This is a genomic window from Neisseria sp. HMSC055H02 (genome assembly GCF_001813335.1).
GTDB lineage: Bacteria > Pseudomonadota > Gammaproteobacteria > Burkholderiales > Neisseriaceae > Neisseria > Neisseria sicca_C.
Genome location: NZ_KV812081.1, coordinates 47,921 through 61,319 on the forward strand (window position 1 = coordinate 47,921; position 13,399 = coordinate 61,319).

At 52.4% G+C, this 13,399-nt stretch carries 8 protein-coding genes; all 8 read right to left on the minus strand.

The window, feature by feature from the left end:
* Window positions 1-54: 54 nt before the first annotated feature.
* Window positions 55-2,175, minus strand: a complete 2,121-nt coding sequence (gene pnp, locus HMPREF2907_RS03365; RefSeq protein WP_003757358.1) for a polyribonucleotide nucleotidyltransferase — start codon at window positions 2,173-2,175, stop codon at window positions 55-57.
* A 235-nt stretch (window positions 2,176-2,410) separates the two neighbouring features.
* Window positions 2,411-3,520: an SGNH/GDSL hydrolase family protein gene (locus HMPREF2907_RS03370; RefSeq protein WP_070680067.1), complete on the minus strand. Its 1,110-nt coding sequence runs from the start codon at window positions 3,518-3,520 to the stop codon at window positions 2,411-2,413.
* Between the two features lie 113 nt (window positions 3,521-3,633).
* Complete coding sequence (gene patB, locus HMPREF2907_RS03375) at window positions 3,634-4,713, minus strand: peptidoglycan O-acetyltransferase PatB (protein WP_070680070.1); 1,080 nt, start codon at window positions 4,711-4,713, stop codon at window positions 3,634-3,636.
* Window positions 4,714-4,728: 15 nt separating this feature from the next.
* On the minus strand, window positions 4,729-6,165 hold the full coding sequence (locus HMPREF2907_RS03380) for an MBOAT family O-acyltransferase (RefSeq protein ID WP_070680073.1): 1,437 nt from the start codon (window positions 6,163-6,165) through the stop codon (window positions 4,729-4,731).
* Window positions 6,166-6,477: 312 nt separating this feature from the next.
* Window positions 6,478-8,958, minus strand: coding sequence for a glycogen/starch/alpha-glucan phosphorylase (locus tag HMPREF2907_RS03385; protein WP_070680076.1), 2,481 nt, complete (start codon window positions 8,956-8,958; stop codon window positions 6,478-6,480).
* Window positions 8,959-9,163: 205 nt separating this feature from the next.
* Window positions 9,164-11,164, minus strand: coding sequence for a glycogen debranching protein GlgX (gene glgX, locus HMPREF2907_RS03390; RefSeq protein WP_070680079.1), 2,001 nt, complete (start codon window positions 11,162-11,164; stop codon window positions 9,164-9,166).
* 334 nt (window positions 11,165-11,498) lie between these two features.
* Window positions 11,499-12,554: an HlyD family secretion protein gene (locus tag HMPREF2907_RS03395; protein ID WP_070680082.1), complete on the minus strand. Its 1,056-nt coding sequence runs from the start codon at window positions 12,552-12,554 to the stop codon at window positions 11,499-11,501.
* A 20-nt stretch (window positions 12,555-12,574) separates the two neighbouring features.
* On the minus strand, window positions 12,575-13,246 hold the full coding sequence (locus HMPREF2907_RS03400; protein ID WP_039405007.1) for a TetR/AcrR family transcriptional regulator: 672 nt from the start codon (window positions 13,244-13,246) through the stop codon (window positions 12,575-12,577).
* Window positions 13,247-13,399: the final 153 nt, after the last annotated feature.

Consider the following 13,399-nt stretch of genomic DNA (forward strand, 5'->3'; position numbering starts at 1 on the left):
AGGTCGTCTGAAATCTTTCAGACGACCTTTCATCAATCAAAATCGGCTCAACGATTATTCAGGCGCTTTTTCTTCGCGCGCAGGAGCTTCGGTCAATGCTTTGATAGACAGACGCACGCGGCCGCGGTCGTCCACTTCCAATGCTTTCACATTCACAACCTGACCGACTTGCAGATAGTCGCTGACGTTGCGTACGCGCTCGTGGGCGATTTGGCTGATGTGTACCAAACCGTCTTTGCCCGGCATCACGCTGACGATGGCGCCGACGTTGTTGTCGAGGATTTTAACCACAGTACCTTCGTACACTTTGCCCACTTCCACTTCGGCAGTGATTTCTTCGATGCGTTTTTTCGCAGCGTCGCCGGCTTCTTGAGTGGTTGCGGCAATAGTGATGGTACCGTCTTCCGCGATATTGATTTCAGTACCGGTTTCAGCGGTAATCGCACGGATGGTTTCACCGCCTTTACCAATGACTTCGCGGATTTTGTCTTGGTTGATTTTCATGGTAAACAGGCGCGGAGCGTGAGCGGACAGCTCTTGCGGACCTGCCACGGCGGCTTTCATCTGTTCCAAGATGTGCAGACGCGCGTCTTTGGCTTGCGCCAAGGCAATCTGCATGATTTCTTTGGTAATACCTTGGATTTTGATGTCCATTTGCAGCGCGGTTACGCCTTCGGTCGTACCGGCAACTTTAAAGTCCATATCGCCCAAGTGATCCTCATCACCCAAGATGTCGGTCAACACGGCGAATTTGTTGTTGTCCAAAATCAGACCCATTGCGATACCGGCAACGTGTGCTTTCAAAGGCACACCGGCAGACAGCAGGCTCAAACAGCCGCCGCAGACGGAAGCCATAGAAGACGAACCGTTGGACTCGGTAATCTCGGAAACAACACGCATGGTGTAGCTGAATTCTTCAGGGGACGGCAATACGGCAACCAGTGCGCGTTTTGCCAAGCGGCCATGTCCGATTTCGCGGCGTTTCGGCGCGCCGACGCGGCCCACTTCACCGGTAGAATACGGCGGGAAGTTGTAATGCAACATGAAGCGGTCGGTGTATTCACCGGAAAGCGCATCAATAATTTGCTCGTCGCGCGAAGTACCCAAAGTCGCTACGGCAAGTGCTTGGGTTTCGCCACGGGTAAACAGGGCAGAACCGTGTGTACGCGGTAGTACGCCGGTTTGGATGTTCAGCGGACGGACGGTGCGGGTATCGCGACCGTCGATACGCGGCTGACCTTCCAAAATTTGGGTGCGGACAACGTCGGCTTCCAAATGTTTGAAAATACCCTTGATTTCGTTGGCAGCCAAAGTATCGGTTTCTTCGGTAATCAGCGCATCTTTTACTGCATTCCAAGCCTCGTCCAATTTAGCGGAACGCGCTTGTTTTTGACGGATTTTGAACGCTTCTTTAATTGCTTCGCCTGCGATTTCGCGCACTTTGGCAACCAATTCTTCATTGGTTTCAGGTGCTTTCCAATCCCATACTTCAGGATTTACTTCATCGGCGAACTCGTTGATGGCGTTAATCGCCACCTGCATTTGGTCGTGGCCGTAAACTACGGCACCCAACATCACGTCTTCAGGCAGGATTTTAGCTTCGGATTCCACCATCAAAACGGCTTTGGATGTACCCGCAACCACCAAGTCCAGCTTAGATTTAGCCAATTCTGCTTTGGTCGGGTTCAATACGTACACGCCGTTTACATAACCTACGCGCGCGGCACCAATCGGACCGGCAAACGGTACGCCGCTCAACACCAGCGCAGCGGATGCGCCGAGCATGGCAGGAATGTCGGAATCGATTTCAGGGTCAACGGAAACCACCATCGCAACGATTTGGATGTCGTGGTAGAAACCTTCTGGGAACAGCGGGCGGATAGGACGGTCGATCAGACGGCTGGTCAGGATTTCTTTTTCGCTTTGTTTGCCTTCGCGCTTAAAGAAACCGCCGGGGATTTTACCTGCGGCGTAAGTACGCTCAAGGTAATCAACAGTCAGAGGGAAAAAGTCTTGACCTTCTTTGACTTCTTTGTTGGTGGTCACAGCAACCAAAACAACTGTATCGCCCATCGATACTTTAACAGCCGCTGCGGCTTGGCGCGCGATTTCGCCGGTTTCCAAAGTAACGGTGTGATTGCCATATTGGAAGGTTTTAACGTGTTTATCGAACATTTCGTTCCTTTCAGAATGCCGCACGCTAAAACACTAATAATGCACACTAAAAGTGAGAATGTGCATAGTTAGGGTTTCAGGTGTGCGGCGGTTGGTAAAAACTATATTTTTCAGACGACCTCAAACGGTCAATCCAAACGCGCATTATAATAGCAAATGTAAGTAAATCCAAGCATTCATGACAGCGAAAGGTCGTCTGAAAAATCTGAATTTTCGTTTTCAGACGACCTTTTGTTTAATCCGCCATTTGTATCAAGCTGTCGGCGAGGCGGTCGGCGGCTTGGCGGTAGCCTTTGCCTGAGAAGTGGACGCCGTCTTTGGCGGCGAGGCCTTGGCTCATCCAGCTTTTCATGCTGCATTCGCCGCCCATCGCGTTCTGCCACGACCAATACATGATTTTTTCATCGCGGGCGATGCGCTGCTGCATTTGTTGGATGCTGCTTAAGGTGGTGGGGCGTGTGCCGCAGCTTCCTGAGGTGCTTTTCAGGGATTCGGGCGCGCCGAGAATCAGGATGCCTGCGTCGGGCAGGCTTTGTTTGATTTGGCGGATGTAGCTGCGCCAGCTTTGTTCGGTGGCTGTGATGTCCAAATTTGGCGCGAAGGCTTCGTTGGTGCCGTAGGCGAGGATAACGAGGTCGGCGCGGGTTTGGGCAAGGTCATCCTGCCAAGAGGGACGCCATTTGGACCAGTGGGTCAGTTGCGCGCCGTTGATGCCGAGTGCGGAAACGGTTACGCCGCGTCCGGGATTTTCGATATTGATGTAACCGATGTCCCAAGGCATGGAGCTGCTGAGGGTCAGGGGCAGGCGGCCGTTGCTGCGGATGATTTGCCAGCCGCTGCTTCCGGCAGGAACTTCGCGTCCGTTGAATGACAGGGTTTGCTCTGGCAGGACGGGTTTGGCGAAAACGGAAATCTGCCTTTCGCCGCTGCTTCCGTCTTTGGCGCTGATGGTGACGCTGCTGCCGTTGGCTTTGGCGATAATGCCGCCTAAGGGGAAGTCGTCTGAAACGCTGCGGCTGCTGACGGTTTGCCATGAGCCGTCATAGCGGACGGCTGCGCTGCGTTGTCCTTTGACGGTAGAGGGGTAAACCCAGCCTATGCCGCCGTCGCCCCATTTTTGCTGGAGGCGCAGGCGCAGTTGTTCGGTGAAAAGGTCGCCGGCGGTGTGTGAATCGCCGATTTGGAGGATGCGGAATTTGCCGTCCGAGCTGCGGTCGAGTTTTTTGAGCTTGGAGAGCCAGGCGGGACGGCTGCTGCCGTAGTTTTCCAGCAGCATATCGGCGGCGGGGGCGGCGGCAGACAGGCACAATGCGGTAAGGGATACGGACAGGGTTTTGATGTTCATGAGTTTCCTGTGTGTGGTTTCAGACGACGTCTTTTGACGCGGCGGAAGGCTATTGTAACGAAAAAGACGGCATTGGATAAACAAAACGCCGTCCTTTTGCTGCCGATACGGGCTTAACGTGCGGATAATTGTTCCGTGCGTTCTTCACCGTTCATTTCAGGGGTCGTCTGAAAAACGATTTTTTCCATGATTTTATCCGCGAGCAGTTTTTGTCCTTCAGCAGAGAAGTGGATGCCGTCTTTGCTGCGGTAGCGGATGATTTTTCCATTGATGTTGACGGAGTCGGCGTAGGTGTCCGAGCCGTTGCTGAGGAGTTTGTCGGTCGGTATCCACAGGGCTTTTGGACTGATCTCGTCTGCTAAAAGTTTGTCGAGATATCGCATTTGCTTGTTAAGTTTTGCCTGTTTCATATAAGGGATGCCCATCCAAATGACTTGCACGTGGTGTTGTTCGGCGGCGGCCAAGATGCGGTTGACGCGGCTGAGGTATTCTTCCGACCATTCGGGCGAGGCGAATTTCAGGTATTTTTTGCCTTTCGGGAAATCCCACGGATCGTTGGGACCGAGGAAAACGACCAGAAGGCGGATGTCGGTTTGTTGTTTCAGCGTTTGTTCGATGGTGTTCGGCCAGTCAAAAAATTTGGGATAGGACAATCCGGTACTTTGCTTGCTTAGGTTCACCGACTGGATACCGTATTGTTTTTTCAGGCTTCTTTCAACAAAAGGCGCAACGCCCTGCATCATCGAGTCGCCGGCAAAAAAGACTTTGTCGCCTTGTCCGAGAACGATATTGGCGGGCGGGGTAATAGGGAGGTGATGTGCTTCGGGTTGTCCACCGTTTTGTGCCGTTTGAGGTTGGCGTCCGTCGGCGGGATGGTTTTTTTCGTGCGGTTCGGACGCATTAAGCTGCGCAGCATTTTGTTCAGACGACCCGTCGTTTTCAGCAATTTGAGATTCCGGTTCGGCAATCACAGGCTGTCCTGCCAAACGTGCTTTGAGGTCGTCTGAAAAGGCGTACGCGTCTTGTTGCAGCTTCGCGCCCGTGCGCCACCATTCGTATTCGGACAGCGGCTCCAACGGGGATGCCTGATGATAGGTTTGCTGCCAATAGGCATTGATGGAGTCTTGGCTGAACCACGCCGCGCCGAAAGTGCAAACCAAAAGGGAGGCAAACAGGGAAATAAAGCGTTTCATATTCTGATTGTCCTTTTAAAAATCGGCGTAAATAAAGCCCGGGATGCCTGACGGCGCCAATACGATAATCAACACCAACACCAGCGTCAGCGGTATAAACCACAGCCACATCGGCATTTTTTCCAATGCCGTCACTGTGCCGTCAAACAGGCGAAGCAAATACGGGTAGAGCAAAATCATCAGGCTAAACGCGGCAAGCAGCAGGACATCCGCCTGCTTTGGAGCCGCCCAACCTGCTTCGTTGGCGAACAAGGCATCAAAAACCATCTGCGTATCGGCGAGGCTGCTGGTGTTGAACACGACGAAAGTGAAGCAGACGAAATGAAAAGTGACGAACCAGGCAAGCGGCCGCAAGATTTTCAGACGACGTGAGCCATCCCGCCCGAATATTTTGTCGCCGCAGTTGAGCAAAATTAATGCCACGCCGTGCAGCGCACCCCATAGCAGGAAATTCCAGCCGTAGCCGTGCCAAACGCCCGACAATACCATCGCCAGTAGCAAGTTGAACTGCGTCAGGACGAAGCCGTGTTTGCTGCCGCCCAAAGGAATATAAATATAGTCGCGTATCCAGGTGGAAAGGCTGATGTGCCAACGGTTCCAGAAGTCGCGGATATTGAACGCGCGCAGCGGTGCCGCAAAGTTTTTCGGCAGGCGGAAACCGAGCAGCATCGCCATCCCGATTACTAAATCCGAATAGCCTGAAAAATCGAAGAAAAGCTGGAAAGTATAGCCGTACACCCCCGACAACACGCCCCAGCCGTCAAATTGGGCGGGATTCTCGAAAACGGGCGATACCCAGCCGTCTCCCAGAGCACCCGCCAGCCACCATTTTTTAGCAATGCCCAGCAAAATTAAGCACACCGCCAGCGCGGGGCGCACCAATGCGCGCGGTTCTGCCGTTCGAATCTGTTCCAAAGCCCCCGCCTGTTCGCCGTCTATGCTTTTAAACGCCGCGGCACGGATAATCGGACCGGAAGTAATTGTCGGGAAAAAGCTCAAATGCAGCAGCAACTCATGCCATGCAAACCGGTCACCCATCGGATGACGGCAGCAGTACACCAAATAAGCCAAAGATTGAAATGTGTAATAAGACAGCCCCAAAGGCATCAAGATATCGACAATTTCGCTCTGTCCTGTGTATTGGCGGATAAACGGGCGGAAAAAGTCGAAATATTTGAAGAAACACAATACTGCCAAAGCAGTCGCTACGCCGAAGCCCAGCCAGAATTTCCGTACGTTTTCGTTTTCAGACGACATCAACAGGCCGAGCAAATGCACGCAGGACGAATAGCAGGCAATTATGGCGGCAAAGATGGGATTCAAGTGATACAGCCAGCCCATTCCCGCCAGCAGAAGCAAAACATTCTGCATCGACGGCATACGGACAAATGCCCAATAAATAGGCAAAAAAGCAATAAAAAATACCGCGAATTCAATCGACAGCAACGGCATAAGTGTTCCTTGAAATTTTTATTATTCAGATGCCCTGAAATATAGGTTTGGCAACTCGAAGCGAACCATATATTGTAAATAAGTGTCTGAATTTATACAACTAACGCTAATCAAAAAAAATAACCGTTCGTCAAAAAGATTGGACAGATTAAGGTCATTTGAACATAGCATTAATTTATTTATGATTATTTTGAATACCAGCCTCTCCGAGAAAGAGCAATATTCGAGCCTCTCTTAAAATATTACACAATAAAAAACAGCCGATACTTTCCCGTATCGGCTGTTCCTGTTTACTCTTAATCGATATCCACTTTATTGGTGTTTAGGCAGCTCTTTCAAAGTCAGCGGCTCTATGTACCAGATATCGCGGCAGTAGTCGGCGATGGATCGGTCGGACGAGAAGAAGCCCATATTGGCGATGTTGATCAATGCGGATTTTCGCCATGTAGCAACATTGCGGTAGTGTTCGTCCGCTTTGTATTGCATGTCGATGTAGCTGCGGAAATCCGCCATCAGTTGATAGAAATCGCCGTAAGGTTGCAGGACGTCGTTGTAGCGGTTCGGCTCTTCGGGGGAGAACGTGCCGCTGCTGATTTGGTTGACGACGCGGCGCAGGTCGTGATCGCGTTCGATGTAGCCCAGCGGGTCGTAGCCGTTGCGGCGGAGTTCTTCCACTTGTTCAACGGTGTTTCCGAAGATAAAGCAGTTGTCCGCGCCGACTTTTTCCAGAATTTCAACGTTAGCGCCATCCAGCGTACCCATACAGAGCGCGCCGTTGAGGGCGAACTTCATGTTGCTGGTACCCGATGCCTCCGTGCCTGCCAATGAGATTTGTTCGTGCAAATCGGCGGCGGGGATGATGATTTGGGCGAGGCTGACGCTGTAATTCGGGATATAGACGACTTTAATCAGGTCGCGGATGCGTTCGTCGTTGTTGATGGTTTTCGCTACGTCGTTAATCAGGCGGATGATTTTTTTCGCCATGTAGTAGGCGGATGCGGCTTTACCGGCAAAGATGAAGACGCGCGGCTGCCAGTCGAAATCCGGGTTTTCCAAGATTTTGTTGTAGCGGTCAACAATGTGCATCACATTCAACGCCTGGCGTTTGTATTCGTGGATGCGTTTGATTTGGATGTCAAACAGCGCGTCTGTATTGACCTTGATGCACAATTCGGTTTCGATGTATTTGGCGAGGCGTTCTTTGGCGGCTTTTTTCACTGCGCCGAATTCTGCCTGCACGCTTGCATCGTCAACTTTTTCGTTGAGCTTGGTCAGATTGTCCAAATGCAGGCGCCAGTCTTGTTCGCCCAAGTGTTTGTCGAGGAAACGGGTCAGCTCGGGGTTGGCGATGTTAATCCAGCGGCGCGGGGTTACGCCGTTGGTTACGTTGGTGAAGCGCTCGGGGAACACTTTGGCAAAGTCGGCGAAGATGGAAGTAGTCATCAGGTCGGAGTGGATTTTCGCCACGCCGTTGACTTTGTGTGAACCGATGACCGCCAGCCATGCCATGCGGACGCGGCGGCCGTTGTTCTCATCGATGATGGACACGCGGCGGACGAAGTCGTCGTCGAAGTTGCCGATGGCGCGCAGGGCGTTCAGGAAGTAGGCGTTGATTTCAAAGATGATGTCCAAATGGCGCGGCAGCAGGCGGCCCATCAAATCGACCTGCCAAGTTTCCAAGGCTTCGCTCATCAGGGTGTGGTTGGTGTAAGAGAAAATCTTACAACACATATTCCATGCTTCGGTCCATGCGATGCCTTCTTCGTCAATCAGGATGCGCATCAGCTCGGGAATCGCCAGCACGGGGTGGGTGTCGTTCAGGTGGATGGCGACTTTGTCGGCAAGGTTTTTGATGCTGGGGAAACGGCATTTGTGGCGCGCCACGATGTCTTGTACGGATGCGGAAACAAGGAAATATTCCTGTTTTAGGCGCAGTTCGCGGCCGCTGTCGGTGGAGTCGTTCGGATAGAGGACGCGCGAGATGTTTTCATCGCTGTTTTGCGCACGGACGGCGGAAGCGTAATCGCCGCGGTTGAAGTCTGCCAAATCGAAACGGTTACCGGCGTGAGCCGTCCACAGGCGCAACGGGTTGGCGACGTCGCCGCCGTAGCCGGGAATGATTTCATCGTATGCCATCGCGGAAATTTCTTCGCTCGGATGCCATTCTTTTTTGTCACCCATATTGATGACCTGTCCGCCGAAGCTGACGGCGTATTGTTTGTTCGGACGGCCAATTTGCCATGCCAAATCTTGGTCGAGCCACAAATCGGGTTTTTCGACCTGCTGGCCGTCCACGATTTCTTGTTTGAACATGCCGTATTGATAGCGGATGCCGTAGCCCATGGCAGGAATGCGCAAGGTGGCAAGCGAGTCGAGGAAGCAGGCGGCCAAGCGGCCCAAACCGCCGTTGCCCAAGCCGGGGTCTTGTTCTTGTTCGCAGATGTCGGCAAACTCTTTACCCAGTTGTTTGAACGCCTCTTCAAACTCGGCATAAACGCCTTCGTTAATCAAAGCGTTGACGAAGGCGCGTCCCAACAGGAATTCCATGGAAAGGTAGTAAACCATGCGTTTGCCGTTGTCGATGTGGGCGCGGCGGGTTTGCAGGAAGTCTTCGGCAATCAGGTCGCGCGCGGCGAGCATGGCGGCGTTGAGCCATTGGTGTTCGGTCGCCTCTTTCGGATCGACGCCCAAAATGAAAATCAATTTATAGACGATGGACTTGCGGATGGTTTCGGCATCCGGTTTCGGCATGACATAATCAAAACCTGAAATGGGTTGTTTTTTCTTAGCCATGATAGCCTTTCTCTGTTGGGGATGGGATGATGAAGCGGGGGAATTTGTATCTTTTGGCGGTCTGAGGTCGTCTGAAAAGCCGTATGCCTTTATGTTCCGTCAAGCAAAGTTAATCAGGTAAATTTATTACTCATCTTCGGCATTATAACTGAGGCAGTGTAAATAATAGGGTTTTCTTTTAAAAACATCCTATTAATGACATATGTCATATACTCGGCGATGTATTTTTACGCTGCAAAATCCAAATACCCATATGTTCGACTGTCAGCTTGCCGTCTGCATTGTAATTAAACTTCTCGGATGGTACGCAAGAAATCTGCCAACTTCCTTGAGGCAGGTTAAATATTTGCTGACTACGCTTGGCATTGATCAACAGCAGCCATTCATCGTCCAAAACGATCTGCATGGCTTTTGCGCCGCGGTTGTGCCAACAAAGCTCGCTCATCGGTTCGCCTTGGATATTGAGCCAGCGGACGCGCTCTTGTTTCCACCAGACATCATCGCCCAACAATTTGATTTCTTGGCGCAGGCGGATTAAATCGCGCGTATAGCCTTGCAACGCTTCGTCCGCCTGCTGCCAATCCAGCCAAGTAATCGGGTTGTCCTGACAATAACTATTGTTGTTCCCCTGTTGGCTGTTGCCGAACTCGTCACCCGCCAGCAGCATGGGCGTGCCGTTGGCAAGGAACAGCGAGGCAAGCAAGGCTTTGGCGGTGTAGGAACGGTCTTCCAAAACCGCCGCATCTTCGGTTTCGCCTTCGATGCCGTGGTTGTAGCTGATGTTTTCGTTATGCCCGTCGCGGTTGTCTTCGCCGTTGGCATGGTTGTGTTTTTCGTTGTAGCTGACCAAATCGCGCAGCGTAAAACCGTCGTGTGCGGTGATGAAATTGATGCTGGCGGAAGGATGACGGCCGCTGTGGTTGAAAATATCAGACGACCCCGCCAGACGTTCGGCAAACGCACCCAAATTGCCGCTTTCCCACGCCCAAAACGCGCGCATATCGTCGCGGAAACGTCCGTTCCACTCGGCAAAAGGCTGCGGGAAATTGCCCAAGTGATAGCCGCCTTCGCCGATGTCCCACGCCTCGACAATCAGTTTGCAGCGTGCCAACACGGGGTCTTGGTACACCACCTGAAAAAAGCGTCCGTAAGCCTGAAAATCGGGTTCGCGCCCCAATACCGTTCCCAAGTCGAAACGGAAACCGTCTATATGAAACGTTTCCGCCCAATAGCGCAGGCTGTCCGCCGCCCAACGGGTTACGTCGCGGCGGACGATGTTCAACGTATTGCCGCAACCCGACCAGTTTTCATAGCTGCCGTCGGGCTTCAGCCAATACCACAAAGCATTGTCTATGCCGCGCTGGCAAAGCATCGGACCTTTTTCATCCTGCTCGGCGGTATGGTTGTACACAACATCCAATATCACTTCCAAGCCCGCCTGGTGCAAGGCTTTGACCGCCTGCTTCAACTCTTCCGCCGCGCGTTCGGCATCGGCGGCATAAGACGGCTCGACGGCAAAATGGGAATAAGTGTTGTAGCCCCAATAATTGCTCAAGCCCATTTTTTGCAGGTGGTATTCGTCCAAATGCTGGTGTACCGGCAGCAGCTCGACGGCGGTAACGCCCAAAGTTTTCAAATAATCAATCACGCGCGGATCGGTCAGCGCTTGATACGTTCCCGCGTGTTCCAAATCGGGGAATTGCTTGGTAAAGCCTTTCACATGGGCTTCGTACACTATCGTCCTGCCCCACGGATGGTTCGGACGGCGGTCGTCGCCCCAATCGAAATCATCGTCGCCCACCACCACGCTTTTAGGCGCCACCGCCGCATTGTCCCGCTCGTCTTCCGGACGAAACCATGCCATTTCCTCATCATCCTTGTAACTTGGTTTGCCGTCGATTTTTTTGGAATACGGGTCAATCAACAATTTGTTCGGATTGAAACACGAGCCGCCCGGCGCATCAGCGCGTCCGTAAACACGAAAACCATACCGCTGCCCTGCCCTAACCTCTGGCACAAAGCCGTAAAACACAGACCCGCGCCGCGAAGGCATTTCCAAACGGGTTTCCTTTCCCTTGTCAAAGAGGCACAGCTCGACTTTTTCGGCATGGATGGAAAACAGCGCAAAATTCGCCCCTTCCTCAGTCAGCGACACGCCCATCGGATAAGGCGCACCTTCTTCAATGCGCCATGTTTTGGTTTTCATTTTGTTTGTCCTGATTTGATGGAGACGCTTCGGGCTGCGCTTCCGGATAGATGTTCTTTTTATAGTGGATTAACTTTAAACCAGTACGGCGTTGCCTCGCCCTTAGCTCAAAGAGAACGATTCTCTAAGGTGCTGAAGCACCAAGTGAATCGGTTCCGTACTATCTGTACTATCTGCGGCTTCGTCGCCTTGTCCTGATTTAAATTTAATTCACTATATAGTGGTGATGCTTGAATGGAAAGAGGTCGTCTGAAAAGCAAAATCCCGTTTTCAGACGACCTCTTTTAGCCATAAACCTCTGTTTTAACTTGAGGCCGTCCGAATTTGAGCGCTATCAATTCGGCAACCTCACCGCCAACTCGGCAGGCCATGCTGCCTTGGCGTCGGTTTTTACGAAACCATTGCCCGTCAGCCCGCCTTTCAGCAGGCGGTTGTATTTCACCGCCGTTTCGCGCGGCACTTGCAATTTCACTTTAAACATCAGTTTCGCGCGTTCATCAACCGTTTCCACCGACTTGGGCGTAAATTGCGCGTCCGTCGCGATAAATTTGATTTTGGCGGGGAACACCGCATCAATGCCGTCCAAACGGATACGCGCCTCATCATTGACTTTCAGACGACTTATGCTGTCGGTCGGCAGAAAAATATTCATCGAAACATCGGCAGGATCAAGCAGGCTGATCACTTTCGAACCCGCCGCGACCACGTTGCCCACTTCCGCAATGGTGTATTCCACCCTGCCCGCTATTGGCGCTCGGATATTCATATCATCGTTGGCGGATGTTGCCGATTTGACTGCCGCCCTCGCCTGTTCGACACCGGCGCGCGCTTCCGCTTGTGCGGCGGCACTTTGCGCTACCGTCGCCTGCGCTTCGTCCCGCGCCGCTTCAGCCGCTTTGACCGCCGCGACAGCACGCTCATAATCCGCCTGACGCTTGGTAACTTCCGATTGCGACACCAGCTGGTCGGCAAGCAATTTGCGCGCATTGTCCAGCTCCATTTTCGCCACGCGAAGCTGCTGCCTATTCGCGTCCACATTTGCCTGCGCGCGCGCAACCGTCTGTTTCATCTGCGCTTCGGCGGCTTTGGCGCGCCCGACCGCCTCTTCTTGCCGCAATTCCGCTGCCCGCGCTTCTTCCAAACGGCTGTTGCTGGTTTCAGACGACAGTTCCGCCAGAATATCGCCCTCTTTCACGTCCGCGCCCTCTTCCACCAATACCGCCTTCACCCGCCCCGGATACAGGCTGGCGACATCGATGCGGTTCAGCTCCAGCCGCCCGTTGGATTGCGCAATCCATGCCGGCAGGGTTTCTTTTTGGTTTTGAAGGACATACCACACACCGCCCGCAGCCAGCGCGACGGCAAAAGAAGCAATAACAGCTTTTTTCATGTTGCGTTACACCTTAATCGTCAAAACGGGCGCGCCTTAGAGCGGTATTGCGGAAATAGCGCGGCAAACGCCCAATCTATCCTTTGGTGGATGGACGAATCGGTCAGCAAATCCTCATGCCGCCCGTTCATCTCGTCGGTCAGTATCCCCAGCATACGGTAGCGCGTGTTCATAATCATCGGCGAGATGACCGCGCCATTGAGGAACTCAAACTGATTCAACAATTCCAATTCCGACACACCCTCCCTACCGTTGCACTTCTTGATATGCCGGATCATCCCGTAGGCAAGCATCTTATGCTGCTTTTTCAACGCTTTGGTAATCAAATCCACGCCTTCTTCGCTGTCCAGCAGCATCCTGTGTATCCACGCCAAATGCTCGCGTATCGTTACCGCCAGCCGCCAGACAATCTGATACAGCCGCTCCGTATCTTCGATATTTTGGGCAAAATCGAACGACACCCGCCCCAAAGCCCGATTGCTGTACTCAATCAACATCGCCTTCACAAATTCGTCTTTATCGGCAAACATCCTGTTGAACGTTTCCAAATTCGAATTCAAATGCTCCGCGATCGCCTGCTCGGACAGCCGCTTGTAGCCGCATCTGGGATAAAAATGAATGCCTGCGGAAATAAATTGCGCACTGGTTACACCGTTCATTATCTTCACCTCATCTGCCTGTATTGTTGTCATAGGACAAATATCCAAGACTCAAATGAAACAAAAATCTTCTGAAATATCAGACCGCCTGCGGACGCTGCCGTCAACCGTCAACGCATCATCCCAACCCTGCCCGATACAAATGCCAACCAACTCTTATTTTATAGTGGATTAAATTTAAATCAG